The following is a 13,444-nucleotide window of genomic DNA, read 5'->3' as shown; positions in this document are numbered from 1 at the left end:
TCCAAGCGGTTTCTAGACAATTACAACAAGAGACAGATGCCATGCGAAAAATCGACGTACACGCGATCATCGACAACGCGCGCTTCAAGCCCTTCCACTGGATGGTCATGTGCTGGTGCGCACTCCTGCTCATCTTCGATGGCTACGACCTGTTCATCTACGGCGTGGTCCTGCCGGTGCTCATGAAGGAATGGGGCCTGACCCCGCTGGAAGCCGGCGCCCTGGGCAGTTACGCGCTGTTCGGCATGATGTTCGGCGCCCTGACCTTCGGTTCCCTGGCCGACAAGATCGGCCGCAAGAAGGGCATCGCCATCTGCTTCGTGCTCTTCTCCGGCTTCACCGTGCTCAATGGCTTTGCCAGCTCGCCCACCGAGTTCGGCATCTGTCGCTTCGTCGCCGGCCTCGGTATCGGCGGCCTGATGCCCAACGTGGTGGCGCTGATGAACGAGTACGCGCCGAAGAAACTGCGCAGCACCCTGGTTGCCGTCATGTTCAGCGGCTATTCCGTGGGCGGCATGCTGTCCGCTGGCGTCGGCATCTACATGCTGCCGCGCTTCGGCTGGGAAGCCATGTTCTTCGCCGCGCTGGTACCGCTCCTGCTGCTGCCGCTGATCCTCTGGTACCTGCCGGAATCCGTGGGCTTCCTGCTGCGCCAGGGTCGCACCGAGCAGGCCCGCGCCATCCTCAAGCGCATCGACCCGCAGGCTTCCATCGGCGACCAGGACGAACTGGTGCTGAACGAAGTGAAAGTGCAGGGCGCCCCGGTGCTGGAGCTCTTCCGCGAAGGCCGTGGCATTCGCACCCTGATGCTCTGGGTGGCGTTCTTCTGCTGCCTGCTGATGGTTTACGCGCTCAGCTCCTGGCTGCCGAAACTGATGGCCAACGCCGGCTACAGCCTGGGCTCCAGCCTGTCGTTCCTGCTCGCCCTGAACTTCGGCGGCATGTTCGGCGCCATCGCCGGTGGCTGGCTGGGCGACCGCTTCAACCTGCCCAGGGTGGTGGTGGCCTTCTTCATCGTCGCCGCCCTGTCCATCAGCCTGCTGGGCTTCAAGAGCCCGACCCCGGTGCTCTACCTGCTGATCGCCGTAGCCGGCGCCACCACCATCGGCACGCAGATCCTGCTCTACGCCACCGCCGCGCAATTCTACGGCCTGGCCTTCCGTTCCACCGGCCTCGGCTGGGCTTCGGGCATCGGCCGCAACGGCGCCATCGTCGGCCCGCTGCTGGGCGGCGCGCTGCTGGGGATCAACCTGCCGCTGCAACTGAACTTCATGGCCTTCGCCATTCCGGGTGCCATCGCCGCCCTGGCCATGTGCTTCGTCCATCAGCGCGAGCCCAAGGCGGCGCCGCTGGCGGCCGCCGCACAGGGCTGATCCGCCAAGGGGTGCTGCGGCGCCCCTTGCCTGATGGAAAAAGCAGAGCCTAAATGTCCGGTTTCACCGCCGCCCAGTTGCGCGCGCCCAGACATAGAACGATGCAGGGAACGAAATCATGACCCGTCTGTTCAGGGACTTCTCGCTGTCCGCGCTGGTGGCCGGCTTCATCGCCACGGTGATTTCCTATGCCGGCCCGCTGGCGATCATCTTCCAGGCCGCCAAGAGCGCCGGGCTGCCGGCCGAGGTGCTGTCGTCCTGGGTGTGGGCCATCTCCATCGGCAGCGCGGTGCTGGGCATCGCCCTCAGCCTGCGCTTTCGCGTGCCCATCGTGATCGCCTGGTCAGCGCCCGGCTCGGCGCTGCTGGTATCGATGTTGCCGGACATCAGCCTCAACGAGGCAGTCGGGGCTTACATCCTGGCCAATGCGCTGATCCTGCTGGTGGGGCTGTCCGGCGCCTTCGACCGCATCGTCGGCAAACTGCCGGCGGCCATTTCCGCGGCGATGCTGGCGGGCATCCTGTTCAGCTTCGGCACCCAGCTGTTCGTCTCGCTGAAGGATAAGCCGGCGATGGTGCTGGCGATGTTCGTCACCTACCTGGTGTTCCGCCGTCTGCTGCCGCGCTACGCGGTGATGGCGGTGCTGGTGGTGGGCTGCGCCTTCGCCTTTGTCGCGGGCGAGCTGAACACATCGGCCCTGGTGATCGGCTTCGCCACGCCCGTGTGGATCGAGCCGGAATTCAGTTGGCACGCGATGCTCAACATCGCCCTGCCGCTGGTGATGGTGGCCCTCACCGGACAGTTCGTGCCGGGCATCGCCGTGCTGCGCAACGACGGTTACCAGACCCCGGCCAGTCCGATCATTTCCGCCAGTGCCCTGGGTAGCCTGCTGCTGGCGCCCTTTGGTTGCCACGGCCTGAACCTGGCCGCGATCACTGCCGCCATCTGCACCGGTCGCGAATCCCACGAGGACCGTGACAAGCGCTATGTGGCCGGGGTGATCGGCGGGCTGTGCTACCTGCTGCTGGGCATCTTCGGCGCCACCCTGGTGTCCATCTTCAGCGCCTTCCCCAAGGAACTGGTCGCGGCCCTTGCGGGGCTGGCCCTGTTCGCCGCCATCGCCGGCGCGCTGGCCGGCTCCATGGCGGTGCCGGATGACCGCGAGGCGGCCCTGGTGACCTTCCTGGTAACGGCCTCCGGCATGTCCTTCCTCGGACTGTCGGCGGCCTTCTGGGGGCTGATCTTCGGCCTCTTCGCCCACCTGCTGCTGAAGGCGCGCCGTGTGCCCAAGGCAACGCCGGAAGGGGAGGAGGCTCTCGAAGCCAATCCCTGACCGAACCCGGTGATGGCTGCGGGAGCTGTCCGCAGCCATCACCACACCTCTCCCGACTTGCGTGCAACGGCCCCGAAAGAGGGCCGGCGGGGGAGTTTTGTCCCTATAAAAACAAGAGTGACGACATGACCCACAACACAAGCAAACTCTGTGTACTGCTTTCCGCCGGCGTGAGCGCCGGATTCGCCCAGGCCGCCGAGTCCGGTTTCATCGAGGATTCCAGCGCGACCCTGCAGGCGCGCAACTACTACTTCAGCCGCGATTACTCTGACATCGTCGGCGCGAACCAGCAGTCCAAGGCCGAGGAGTGGGCCCAGGGTTTCATCCTCAACTTCAAGTCCGGCTACACCCCGGGCCCGGTGGGCTTCGGCATCGACGCTATCGGCACCCTCGGCATCAAGCTCGACAGCAGCCCGGACCGGGTCAACACCGGCCTGCTGCCGGTGCAGGAGGACGGCAGGGCCGCCGACGACTACGGCCGACTGGGGGTGGCCGGGAAGCTGCGCCTGTCGAAAACCGAGCTGAAGGTGGGCGAACTGCAACCCAACCTGCCGGTGCTGGTGTTCAGTGACATCCGCCTGCTGCCGCCCAGCTACCAGGGCGCGAGCATCACCTCTAACGAGATCGCGGGCCTCACCCTGCAGGGCGGCCACCTGAAATCCACCAGCCTGCGCAACGAGTCCGGCGACGACAAGATGCAGGCCATGCTCGGCCACTTGCCGCAGCGCCAGGCCTTCAGCGACGCGTTCAACTACGCGGGCGCCGACTACGCCTTCAATTCCAGCCGCACCACGCTCAGCGCCTGGTATGCCCAGCTGGAAGACATCTACGACCAGCGCTTCTTCGGCCTCAAGCACAGCGAGCCGCTGGGCGACTGGGTGCTGGGCGCCAACCTCGGCTACTTCGACTCCAGCGAGGACGGCAAGAAACTCATCGGAGAAATCGACAACCAGGCCTTCTACTCGCTGTTTTCGGCCAAGCGTGGCGGCCACACCTTCTTCGTCGGCTACCAGGCCATCTTCGGCGACAGCTCCTTCCCTCGGGTATTCGCCAACGTCAGCCCGCTGGGCAACGAGGTGCCGACCTACGAGTTCGCCTTCGCCGACGAACGTTCCTGGCAGGTGCGCTACGACTACGACTTCGCCGCCCTCGGCATTCCCGGCCTGGTGGCCAGCACCCGCTACATCAGCGGTGACAACGTCGATACCGGCAAAGGCTTCGAGGGCAAGGACCGTGAGCGCGACCTGGACATCAGCTACGTCGTCCAGAGCGGCACCCTCAAGGGCCTGGGCATGCGTGTGCGCAACGTCACCGCGCGCTCCAACTACCGCACCGATATCGACGAGAACCGCCTGATCCTGAGTTACACCTGGACGCTGTTCTGAGATCGGGCGTCGTTGCCTGCTCTTTTTGTGGGAGCGAATTCATTCGCGAAGCAGGCCGCAGGCCTGCATTGTTCAGGCCAATTGGGCAGCTGAGCTGCCCATCGCGAATGAATTCGCTCCCACACCCTATCCGGACCCAGACCTGACAGGAGTGCTTTCCCATGCCCCGCAATCTTCTGGCCGCACTGCTGCTTGGCAGCGGCGGCCTTCTTTGTCTGTCCGCCCATCTCACCAGCAGCGCCTGGCTGCTGGGCCTGGGCCTGATCGCCATCGCCGCAGGTGGTGCGCTTTACCACCTGCAGCCACCTCGGCTGGTCGAGGTGCGGGTCGAGGTTCCGGTGTACGAGCCGGCGCGCCAGGTCGTCAGCGAACTCCACCAGGAGCCGGCGCCAGCCGCCCTGCACATCCACCTGAACGCACCACTGGGCGAGCTGCTAGACGCCATCATCCATTGCGAGGCGGACATGCAGTACGCCAACAGCCTGGCCCGCGCGGCCGGCGAGAAGGTGCAGCTCGGTGCCGAGAGCATGCAGGCCACAGCCGGCGCCATCAGTGAGCTGGATGCCTACATGGCGCATATCGGCCAGGTGTTCAACGAGCTGGGCAGCCAGTCCATGCGTATCGGCGCCATTGTCGGCAGCATCCAGGACATCGCCAAACAGACCAATTTGTTGGCGCTCAATGCCGCCATCGAGGCGGCACGGGCTGGCAGCCACGGCCGCGGCTTCGCGGTGGTGGCGGATGAGGTACGCAACCTGTCACTGCGCGCGAACGAGTCCAGCGGGCAGATCCGCCTGATCGCCGAGGGCTTGCAGAAGGCCGCCGAAGAGGCCAGGGCGGGAATGGAGCATGTGAGCGGTTCCACCCGCGCCGGTCTGGAGAAATCCGCCGCAGCCCTGCAGGCCATGGGTGAGATGCGTGCGGGAGCGGCGGCGCGGGTGGAAATCGTCGAGAGGATCGTCCAGCGGCTGGCCGGGCAGCGGAGCCTGGCGCAGCGCATGGCCGGCTTGTTGGAAGAGGGCGCCTAAGCGGCGCCCTTTGGCATCAGGCGTTCACATTCACCACCACGCGGCCGCGCACCTTGCCGGCCAGCAGGTCGCCGGCCACGGCGATGGCATCGCCCAGGCCGATCTCGCGGGTGATGGCGTCCAGCTGACTGACGTCCAGATCCCGCGCCAGGCGGTCCCAGGCTTCGATGCGTTCGGCCCGCGGGCGGGTCACGCTGTTGATCCCCAGCAGGCTCACGCCACGCAGGATGAAGGGCGCCACGCTGGCGGGGAAGTCCATGCCCTGGGCCAGGCCGCAGGCGGCTACGGCGCCATCCGCGCGCAGGCCGGCGCAGACATTGGCCAGGGTGTGGCTGCCCACCGAGTCAATGGCAGCAACCCAGCGCTCCTTGGCCAGCGGGCGTCCCGGTTCGGAGAGTTCGTGACGGTCGATGATCTCGGCGGCGCCCAGGCCCTTCAGGTAGTCCGCTTCGTTGGTACGACCGGTCGCCGCCACCACGCGATAGCCGAGGCGGGCGAGCAGGGCGATGGCGAAGCTGCCCACGCCACCGTTGGCGCCTGTGACCAGCACGTCGCCCTGGCCGGGTTTCAGGCCGTGGCGCTCCAGGGCCAGCAGGCAGAGCATGGCGGTGTACCCGGCGGTACCGATGGCCATGGCCTGGCGCGGGCTGAAGGCGGCGGGCAGCGGGATCAGCCAGTCGCCGTTCAGGCGCGCTTTCTGGGCCAGGCCGCCCCAATGGGTCTCGCCCACGCCCCAGCCGTTGAGCAGCACCGCGTCGCCCACCTTGTAGTCCGGGTGGCTGCTGGTTTCCACCGTGCCGGCCAGGTCGATGCCCGGCACCATCGGAAACTGCCGCACCACCGGGCTCTTGCCGGTGATGGCCAGGCCATCCTTGTAGTTCAGCGTGCTGTAATCCACCCGCACGGTGACGTTGCCTTCGGGCAGTTGCGCCTCATCCAGCCGGGTATTGCGGGCGCGGTAACCGGCCTCGTCCTTCTCGATCAGGATTGCGTCGAACATGCTCACACCTCCAATTAGACCAGTCGTCTATAAATAGGCCAGGAAAACCGCGCCGCCCGCAGAGGGCTAGCGCGGCAATCCGGCGAGAAAACCTTTGAAGAACACTTCCAGCGGGACGTTGTCCCGCGTCAGCCGGGCGCGCTGCACGGCACCTTCCCAGCCGATCCAGAAGAATGCCGCCAGCGCCTCGCAATCGGCCTCCGCCGCGAGTTCGCCGGCAACCTGTGCTTCCCGCAGGCAGCGCGCCAGCCGGTCCTGCCAGCCGCACAGGGTGGCTTCAAGCTCCAGGCGGAAGCTCTCCGGCAGGATGGCCACCTCCTGGCCCAGGTTGCCCACCAGGCAGCCCCGGCAGAACTGGTAACGGACCATGCCGGCCTTGGCGTCTTCGACGAAGTCGTGCAGGCGTTGTAGCGGCGGCACATCTTCCTGCAGCAGCCAGCGATCCAGCTTGCGCGCGAAGTAGGAGGCGTAGCTCTCCAGCACTGCCTGGCCGAAGGCTTCCTTGCTGTCGAAGTAGTGATAGAAAGAGCCCTTGGGCACGCCCACACGTTTGAGCACCGCATCGATGCCGGTGGACATGAAACCCTGCTCGGTGAGGATCTCCATGCCGCAGCGGATCAGCGCGGCACGGGTATCGTCGAAGTCGCGAGCGACCTTGGGCGGCCGGCCGCGACGGGATTTGGCTTGGGTGTCGGTCATGGGGAGAGGATTTTAGACTGATCGTCTAGAAGGTCAATCGCTACCAATCTTGTAGGGAACACCTTGTAAGCGAATTCATTCGCGAAGGGGCTGTGAAGCGGCCCCGTTGGTCGCATCGCGAATGAATTCGCTCAGAAAGGTCCCGCCCTCAAGCCGGAATTTCCCCCAACACCTCATGAATCCGCTGGGCGATATGGCCGACATGGGTTTCCAGGGCGAAGTGCCCGGTATCCAGCAACTCCACCACCGCATTTGGGTTATCGCGCTTGAAGGCCTCGGCGCCCGGCGGGATGAAGAAGGGGTCGTGCTCGCCCCAGATCACCAGGGTCGGCAGTCGGGTATCGCGGAAGAAGGCCTGGAACGCTGGATAGAGCTTCAGGTTGTTGGCGTAGTCGAGGAACAGGTCGAGCTGGATGTCCTTGTTGCCCGGGCGTTCCAGCAGCAGCGCATCCAGGTAGTACGACTCAGGGGCTACCAGAGTCTCGTCCTTAACACCATGGAGGTACTGCCAGCGGGTGCCTTCCAGATGCAGAACGGCATCGTGCACCACCTTGCGGCGCTCGGGATTTCCAGGCTCGGCCCAGTAGGCGCGGATGGGCTCCCAGGCATCGCCCAGGCCTTCGAGATAGGCATTGCCATTCTGCGAAACCAGACCGGTAACGCGCTCCGGGTGGGCCAGGGCCAGACGCAGGCCGGTGGGGGCGCCATAGTCGAACACATAGAGCGCGTAGCGTTCGAGGCCCAGCTTGTCGACGAAGGCGCCGAGGGTGACGGCCAGAGCATCGAAGCTGTAGTGGTACTCGCGTTCCGCCGGGACTTCGGTGAAACCGAACCCCGGCAGGTCTGGTGCGACGATGTGGAACTTGTCGGCCAGCAGCGGGATCAGGTCGCGGAACTGGTGGGACGAGCTGGGATAGCCGTGCACCAGCAGCAGTGTGGGCGCGGCCGGGTCGCCGGCTTCACGGTAGAAGACGCGAACACCGTCTGCTTCGACGAACTGGTGGCGAACCGGGGTATGCACGATGGGCGAGGTCATTGCGGTCACTCCGTAACTTGTAAATTCTTGATTGATGGTTACTGCTGGGGCTGAGTATGAACCTGCCAGGTAACCTGTCAATAGGTTAATTAGAGGTTACCTGTGCCATTCGTCGTAACTATTCAATCGCGCTTTATGGGGTTACTCTTTCGCCATCCACCTTTCCGGAGCGCCATCATGACCACCGCTGCTTCCTCGTCGCCCCTCGAACCCTTCGTACTGGCCGACCACCCTGTGCTGGACATGCTCAACACCCAGGCCGTGATGGACGGAGCTCCCCTTGAGTTCTGGCACAGCGATGAGGATGTCCGGGCCTGGTTGGCCCTTACTGGCTGGGGGCTGCCTGAGGCGAGCTTCGCCAAGGGCGAGTTGCTGAAGGCGGCACTGACCCTGCGCGAAGCGGTGCGCGCTCTGGTGGAGCAGCGCAAGGCAGGCGGCCAAGGTTCGCCGGATGTACTCAACCGCTTCCTGGCAACGCCCAGCCACCTGCGGCTGGACTGGTCGGCAGGCGGAAAGCCACGACTGGAAACGGTGCGGGTAAGTGCCACCGCCGAGCAGTACCTGGCGCCCTTGGCCGAGATGGCGGCGCAGCTGCTGGTCGAAGGCGACTTCAATCTGGTGCGCGAATGCGAACACCCCGACTGCGTGCTCTGGTTCTACGACCGCACCAAGTCCCATCGCCGCCGCTGGTGCAGCATGGCGCTGTGCGGCAACCGGCATAAGGTGGCCGAGTTCCGCAAACGCAAGCAGCAATAGGCTGCGCTCTTCTCCTGTGCGAATTTATTCGCGATGGAGGCCGCAGGCCTCCCGTAGGTTGGTCAGAGCGCAGCGAAGCCCAACACGGCGGGGTTTGACTTCGCATGTTGGGCTTCTTGGGCTCAGCCACAACCTGCGACGGCCGAGGGCTTGGCGCCTGCTATGAGAGAGGGCTCAGAGCGGCCCGACTTCCGCCTTGCCGTCATGGCGATCGTTCATCCAGCGCAGGACCTGTTCGCCGAACTCCGGTGGCGCCTTGCGCACCACGCGGCGCACCAGGTCCAGCACGGTCTGCTGCGCCAGCGCCTCTTCCATGCGTTTCTGTGCCTGCATCATCACGGCGTGGATGGAGCAGGGGCCCGCCAGCGCCCAATCCGGCGCGGGACAGCTTTCGCCGAAGATCGCGCAGCGTTCGCGCACGTCGCGGCATTCGAAGATCTGCTTGTCGCCGTCGATGGCTCGAACGATGTCCAGCACCGTGATCTCGTCAGCCGGCCGCGCCAGGCGGAAACCGCCGCGCACGCCTTCGGTGGCGGCCACCAGTCCTGCCTTGGCCAGACGGGTGAACACCTTGGCCAGCAGCTCCGGCGGCACGCCCTGCAGTTCGGCCAGGGCGCGCACGCTGGCTTCGCGGCCATTGCCTTTTTCATCTGCGAGATAGATGAGGCAGTGGATGCCGTACTCCACGCCCGCGCTGTACAACGCCATCTTTAACTCCGACTAATTGAGTCGCCATTGTGGCGACCATCATCTATTGCGTTTCCCGCTTTCCCAGCTTGGTGACGGAAGCCTTCCTGCACTTTTGACGCCTCAATGCTAAAGGATTGAAGCCTTTAAGCCCAATTTTGTCGCGGCCTGGAGGGCATGATGGCGACGAGCGGCACAACGCGGCAAGGAAAAATGCTTGCCGAAAATAACTACGACTAATACAGTCGCAGTTGTCCGGTGTAGTCAGGGGCGATGACCTCACACCCCGGTCTATGACGCTCGGGTGCATTCGCCCGGAACAACCCCGCTTTTCGCCTTGTGGAGAGAACAATGAAACAACGCATCCTGATTGTCGGCGCCGGCTTCGGTGGTATGTGGAGCGCCCTGAGCGCAACTCGCCTGCTGGACCAGCACGGGCGTAATGACGTCGAAGTGGTCGTGCTCGCCCCCCAGGCCGAACTGCGCGTTCGTCCGCGCTTCTACGAACCTGAGGTGCACAAGATGGTGGCGCCGCTGGGTGACCTGTTCGACGCCGTGGGGGTGACCTTCGTCCAGGGCTATGCCGAGCGCATCGACGTCGAAGGCAAGCGTGTCGGCTATCGCAATGCCGCAGGCGTGTTCGCCGAGCTGGCCTACGACCGCCTGGTACTGGCTTCCGGCAGCCAGGTGGTGCGCCCGGCGATGGCCGGTGTCGAGCACGCCTTCGACGTGGACAACCTGGAAGAAGCCGTGCGCCTGGAGCGCCACCTGAACACCCTGGCGGAGCGCCCCGCAAGCGCCAGCCGCAACACCGTGGTGGTGGCCGGTGGCGGCTTCACCGGTATCGAAACCGCTGCTGAAATGCCGGCACGTCTGCGTGCCGTGCTGGGCGAGGACGCCGATGTGCGGGTGATCGTGGTCGACCGTGGCCAGCAGATCGGTGCCGCCCTGGGCGAGGGGCCGCGTGCCGCCATCGTCGAGGCGTCTGCCGAACTGGGTATCGAATGGCGCCTGAACAGCAGTGTGGATTCGGTGGATGCTGCCGGCGTGACCCTGTCCAACGGCGAACGCATCGAGGCGGACACCGTGGTCTGGACCGTCGGTGTGCGCGCCAACCCGTTGACCGAACAGGTTCCGGCCGAGCGTGATGCCCAGGGGCGCCTTCATGTCGACGCCAATCTTCAGGTGCACGGGCATGACGGCGTATTTGCCACCGGCGACGTCGCCCGCGCGGCATGCGATGACCAGGGCAACCATGCGCTGATGTCCTGCCAGCACGCGATCGCCCTGGGGCGCTCGGCCGGTAACAACGTGGCGGCCAGCCTGCTGGGCGTGACGCCGATCCCCTACAGCCAGCCCAAGTACGTCACCTGCCTTGACCTCGGCGCCTGGGGCGCCGTGTTCACCGAAGGCTGGGACCGTCAGATCAGGTACGAGCGTCAGGAAGGCAAATCCATCAAGCAGCAGATCAACTCCGTGTGGATCTATCCGCCGGCGGCTGATCGCGCCAGTGCACTGGCTGCCGCCGACCCGATGATCCCGGTCGTCGCCTGATAGCCGCAATCGCTAGCCCATCGCCTGGGTCGCCCGTCCCGTGACGGGTGGCCCCAGGCCCCGATTTCCATGCCCGGAGCCTGCCATGAGCCTGACGGTCATGATTTCCACCCGCCCTCTGGCTGCCGCCACCATCGAACAATTCATCAGTCAGTGCCTGCCCGACGCCGCCTGGTCCCTGCAGCCGATATCGCCCGAGGGCAGCTCCTGGCGCCTGCACCTCGCCGTAGACCCGTGCGCCAAGCCGGTTTCCGGCATGTTCGCTTCGATCATGGCCAGCGGCTGGCTGACCGGCCTCGAATTCGAATCGCCAGCCAGGACGCCGGAACCAATGCAGGATGGCAAGTTCTGAAGCCACTGCGGCTGATGCCGGACCAGTCCGGAGTTGAAAGAGTCGCAGGTGTCACCTAGACATTCTGGTGGTCGCGTGTCGCTCCGTGGGGAAGTCGGCTGAACACGCGCCCCTGAAGTTCAAATGACCAAGGAAAAAAGGACATGATCAAGAGATTCATTGGTAAAGCGCTGGTCCTCGGCCTGCTCGGCACTGCCGGTGTCATGGCTCAAGCCGCCGAGGGCAAGGGCGGTGGTTGCGGCTGGGGCAACATGGTGTTCGAGGGCCAGCGTGGCCTGGGTCCGCACCTGCTGGCGACCACTACCAACGGCACCTCGGGCAACGCCACCTTCGGCCTGACCTCGGGTACCAACGGCTGCGATTCCAGCGTGACCATCCACTACGGCGGACGCTCCCTGTTCGCCATGAACGGCATGCTCGACAACATCGCCGAAGACATGGCCCAGGGCCAGGGCGAGGCGCTGGATGCCTACGCGATCCTGCTGGGTATCGAGCAGGGCGACCGCGCCCACTTCGCCCGGGTCGCCCAGGCCAACTTTTCCAGCATCTTCGTTTCGCCTGAAACGACCGGTGATCAGGTGCTCGCCAACACCCTGGACGTGATGAGCCGCGACCAGCAGCTGGCCCGTTACGTCAAGCAGCCAAGCTGATAACCCGCATTCGCAAGATGCCCTCTTCGGAGGGCATTTTGCTGTCCGGAGGCTGTTTCGCCGCGGGGGCGGATGTCGGGCCTCGTTGCTAGGCCCCACCTACGGCAGGACTGTGGCCTGCGCCCCTATCGTCCTGGACATTTCCGCAGTGGCCGCCCAGCCCAGCGCTTCATATACCGGTCTGCCGGCCTGGGTGGCGTGCAGCACGGCAAAGCTCACCCCGCGCTGCGCAAATTCGGCTTCGGCCAGCTTCATGAGCGCCGAGGCCAGGCCGCGACGCCGATAGGCCGGTTCGACGTACACATTCAGCACATAGCCGCGCATGTCCTGGCAGGGATGGGACGGATGCGGGGGCCATTCGATGTTCATGAGGCCTATCGCCGCCACGGGCTGCCCATCGTCCAGCAGGGCGAAGCCGTAGTAACGGCCATCGGCCAGGCGCTGACGCAGCCAGGGCCGGAAGTACTCGGTCATCACCTGCAGATCCGACGGATCGCCTCCGGTTTCGAGGAACATGGCCTGGCGATGTACACAGATCATCTGAAGGTCATCCGGCGCCAGCCGACGCGCCCTCAATCCTGACAAGTCGATATTTCCGGGAATCTCGTTCATCGCACGGCCCTGCCTTTTCGAAGTGATCGATGCTAGGGCGGTGCAGCGGCGACCGGTAGGTGCAGATCGCAGGCAAATTTTCCATACAGCCACGGAGGTCCGCGCGCTTCTGCCGCTGGCATCTTCAACTTGCTGGCTACACTCAAATCGATTCGATGCGGAGGCGGCTGGGCATTACCCCATGCCGCGAGGCTCCCAGGCCTCCCTGCGATTCGAATGGCGTTGCCCGGCTGCGGGGCGCGAGTTGGGTCGAACCAGCTCCCAGCAGCGATTCAAGCAGTCTGTTCGGTGGCAGGGACCACGCGAAGGGTCATGCTGTGCGGTAACGACCATTTCCGGTTGGCCGGCCATTCAAATGAGCAATGCCGTTTCGGCAAGGAGCTTTATATGGTCGATTCAACCAGCAACGTGCAGTTGGGTAAGCAGGCCGAACCCGGCAAGCAGACACAGGTCGCCACCTCCAGCGATAAATTGAAGCTCGGGGCGCTGATCGCCCTGGTCGTCGGCTCGATGGTGGGCGGCGGGATCTTCTCTCTTCCCCAGAACATCGCAGCGAGTGCCAGTGCCGGTGCCACCCTGATCGGCTGGTTGATCACCGGGGTCGGCATGCTGATGCTGGCCTTCGTCTTCCAGACCCTGGCCAATCGCAAGCCCAAGCTCGATGGCGGTGTATATGCCTACGCCAAGGCCGGGTTCGGTGACTACATGGGCTTTTCTTCGGCCTGGGGCTACTGGATCAGCGCCTGGATCGGCAACGTCAGCTACATGGTGCTGCTGTTCAGCACCCTGGGCTTCTTCTTCCCGGTGTTCGGTGAGGGCAACACCCTGCCGGCGATCATCTGTGCCTCGGTGCTGCTCTGGTTCCTGCACTTTCTGGTGCTGCGCGGGATCAGGGAGGCGGCGTTCATCAATACCCTGACCACCATCGCCAAGATGGTGCCGCTGGCGCTGTTCATCGTGATTTGCGCCGTCGCTTTCA

At 64.8% G+C, this 13,444-nt stretch carries 14 protein-coding genes; 9 read left to right on the top strand and 5 right to left on the bottom strand.

The genetic code is table 11. From position 1 onward, the window contains the following. Positions 1 to 41: 41 nt before the first annotated feature. The 4 genes from ACFW0B_RS20165 to ACFW0B_RS20150 all read left to right on the top strand — a co-directional run bounded on the left by ACFW0B_RS20165 (position 42) and on the right by ACFW0B_RS20150 (position 5,119). Positions 42 to 1,373, top strand: coding sequence for an MFS transporter (locus ACFW0B_RS20165; RefSeq protein WP_449150764.1), 1,332 nt, complete (start codon positions 42 to 44; stop codon positions 1,371 to 1,373). A gap of 118 nt (positions 1,374 to 1,491) precedes the next feature. Continuing rightward, positions 1,492 to 2,706 (top strand): benzoate/H(+) symporter BenE family transporter, encoded by a 1,215-nt coding sequence (locus ACFW0B_RS20160; RefSeq protein WP_449150763.1) that lies wholly within the window; start codon positions 1,492 to 1,494, stop codon positions 2,704 to 2,706. Positions 2,707 to 2,831: 125 nt separating this feature from the next. Beyond that, positions 2,832 to 4,091 (top strand): OprD family porin, encoded by a 1,260-nt coding sequence (locus tag ACFW0B_RS20155; RefSeq protein WP_449150762.1) that lies wholly within the window; start codon positions 2,832 to 2,834, stop codon positions 4,089 to 4,091. Between the two features lie 161 nt (positions 4,092 to 4,252). Further along, entirely contained in the window at positions 4,253 to 5,119 is an 867-nt protein-coding gene (locus ACFW0B_RS20150; protein ID WP_449150761.1) for a methyl-accepting chemotaxis protein, read from the top strand. Positions 5,120 to 5,135: 16 nt separating this feature from the next. Here the strand turns inward: ACFW0B_RS20150 and acuI are convergent, their stop codons facing one another. The 3 genes from acuI to ACFW0B_RS20135 form a co-directional block, all read right to left on the bottom strand. Further along, on the bottom strand, positions 5,136 to 6,119 hold the full coding sequence (acuI, locus tag ACFW0B_RS20145) for an acrylyl-CoA reductase (NADPH) (RefSeq protein WP_449150759.1): 984 nt from the start codon (positions 6,117 to 6,119) through the stop codon (positions 5,136 to 5,138). A gap of 66 nt (positions 6,120 to 6,185) precedes the next feature. Beyond that, positions 6,186 to 6,818 carry an acrylate utilization transcriptional regulator AcuR gene (acuR, locus tag ACFW0B_RS20140; protein ID WP_449150758.1) on the bottom strand — a complete coding sequence of 211 codons (633 nt, stop codon included), beginning with the start codon at positions 6,816 to 6,818 and terminating at the stop codon, positions 6,186 to 6,188. 148 nt (positions 6,819 to 6,966) lie between these two features. After that, positions 6,967 to 7,854: an alpha/beta fold hydrolase gene (locus ACFW0B_RS20135; RefSeq protein WP_449150757.1), complete on the bottom strand. Its 888-nt coding sequence runs from the start codon at positions 7,852 to 7,854 to the stop codon at positions 6,967 to 6,969. Between the two features lie 177 nt (positions 7,855 to 8,031). Between ACFW0B_RS20135 and ACFW0B_RS20130 the strand changes: the two genes are divergently transcribed. Continuing rightward, positions 8,032 to 8,610, top strand: coding sequence for a CGNR zinc finger domain-containing protein (locus tag ACFW0B_RS20130; protein ID WP_449150756.1), 579 nt, complete (start codon positions 8,032 to 8,034; stop codon positions 8,608 to 8,610). 174 nt (positions 8,611 to 8,784) lie between these two features. Here ACFW0B_RS20130 and ACFW0B_RS20125 read toward each other — a convergent pair whose 3' ends face one another. Continuing rightward, entirely contained in the window at positions 8,785 to 9,318 is a 534-nt protein-coding gene (locus ACFW0B_RS20125; protein ID WP_449150755.1) for an RrF2 family transcriptional regulator, read from the bottom strand. A gap of 330 nt (positions 9,319 to 9,648) precedes the next feature. Between ACFW0B_RS20125 and ACFW0B_RS20120 the strand changes: the two genes are divergently transcribed. The 3 genes from ACFW0B_RS20120 to ACFW0B_RS20110 all read left to right on the top strand — a co-directional run bounded on the left by ACFW0B_RS20120 (position 9,649) and on the right by ACFW0B_RS20110 (position 11,853). After that, positions 9,649 to 10,851 (top strand): NAD(P)/FAD-dependent oxidoreductase, encoded by a 1,203-nt coding sequence (locus ACFW0B_RS20120; protein ID WP_449150754.1) that lies wholly within the window; start codon positions 9,649 to 9,651, stop codon positions 10,849 to 10,851. An 85-nt stretch (positions 10,852 to 10,936) separates the two neighbouring features. Then, positions 10,937 to 11,203 carry a hypothetical protein gene (locus ACFW0B_RS20115; RefSeq protein ID WP_449150753.1) on the top strand — a complete coding sequence of 89 codons (267 nt, stop codon included), beginning with the start codon at positions 10,937 to 10,939 and terminating at the stop codon, positions 11,201 to 11,203. A gap of 143 nt (positions 11,204 to 11,346) precedes the next feature. Next, positions 11,347 to 11,853: a DUF3015 domain-containing protein gene (locus tag ACFW0B_RS20110; protein ID WP_449150752.1), complete on the top strand. Its 507-nt coding sequence runs from the start codon at positions 11,347 to 11,349 to the stop codon at positions 11,851 to 11,853. A 99-nt stretch (positions 11,854 to 11,952) separates the two neighbouring features. On the opposite strand, the gene ACFW0B_RS20105 is transcribed toward ACFW0B_RS20110, so the two are convergent. Continuing rightward, on the bottom strand, positions 11,953 to 12,465 hold the full coding sequence (locus tag ACFW0B_RS20105) for a GNAT family N-acetyltransferase (RefSeq protein ID WP_449150751.1): 513 nt from the start codon (positions 12,463 to 12,465) through the stop codon (positions 11,953 to 11,955). Positions 12,466 to 12,975: 510 nt separating this feature from the next. Here ACFW0B_RS20105 and ACFW0B_RS20100 point away from each other — a divergent pair. Then, positions 12,976 to 13,444 (top strand): amino acid permease (locus ACFW0B_RS20100; protein ID WP_449150807.1); only part of this gene is annotated, 469 nt, incomplete at its 3' end.

This window comes from Metapseudomonas phytobenefica (assembly GCF_043392685.1).
Taxonomy (GTDB): Bacteria; Pseudomonadota; Gammaproteobacteria; order Pseudomonadales; family Pseudomonadaceae; genus Metapseudomonas.
This window is presented reverse-complemented; position numbering and strand designations above follow the sequence as displayed.

What these genes read in the sequence shown, in the direction of transcription:
- acuI (WP_449150759.1), bottom strand. Translation starts at nt 6,119, where the DNA reads ATGTTCGACGCAATCCTGATCGAGAAGGACGAGGCCGGTTACCGCGCC.
- ACFW0B_RS20110 (WP_449150752.1), top strand. Translation starts at nt 11,347, where the DNA reads ATGATCAAGAGATTCATTGGTAAAGCGCTGGTCCTCGGCCTGCTCGGC.
- ACFW0B_RS20115 (WP_449150753.1), top strand. Translation starts at nt 10,937, where the DNA reads ATGAGCCTGACGGTCATGATTTCCACCCGCCCTCTGGCTGCCGCCACC.
- ACFW0B_RS20125 (WP_449150755.1), bottom strand. Translation starts at nt 9,318, where the DNA reads ATGGCGTTGTACAGCGCGGGCGTGGAGTACGGCATCCACTGCCTCATC.
- ACFW0B_RS20160 (WP_449150763.1), top strand. Translation starts at nt 1,492, where the DNA reads ATGACCCGTCTGTTCAGGGACTTCTCGCTGTCCGCGCTGGTGGCCGGC.
- acuR (WP_449150758.1), bottom strand. Translation starts at nt 6,818, where the DNA reads ATGACCGACACCCAAGCCAAATCCCGTCGCGGCCGGCCGCCCAAGGTC.
- ACFW0B_RS20150 (WP_449150761.1), top strand. Translation starts at nt 4,253, where the DNA reads ATGCCCCGCAATCTTCTGGCCGCACTGCTGCTTGGCAGCGGCGGCCTT.
- ACFW0B_RS20135 (WP_449150757.1), bottom strand. Translation starts at nt 7,854, where the DNA reads ATGACCTCGCCCATCGTGCATACCCCGGTTCGCCACCAGTTCGTCGAA.
- ACFW0B_RS20105 (WP_449150751.1), bottom strand. Translation starts at nt 12,465, where the DNA reads ATGAACGAGATTCCCGGAAATATCGACTTGTCAGGATTGAGGGCGCGT.
- ACFW0B_RS20120 (WP_449150754.1), top strand. Translation starts at nt 9,649, where the DNA reads ATGAAACAACGCATCCTGATTGTCGGCGCCGGCTTCGGTGGTATGTGG.
- ACFW0B_RS20130 (WP_449150756.1), top strand. Translation starts at nt 8,032, where the DNA reads ATGACCACCGCTGCTTCCTCGTCGCCCCTCGAACCCTTCGTACTGGCC.
- ACFW0B_RS20155 (WP_449150762.1), top strand. Translation starts at nt 2,832, where the DNA reads ATGACCCACAACACAAGCAAACTCTGTGTACTGCTTTCCGCCGGCGTG.
- ACFW0B_RS20165 (WP_449150764.1), top strand. Translation starts at nt 42, where the DNA reads ATGCGAAAAATCGACGTACACGCGATCATCGACAACGCGCGCTTCAAG.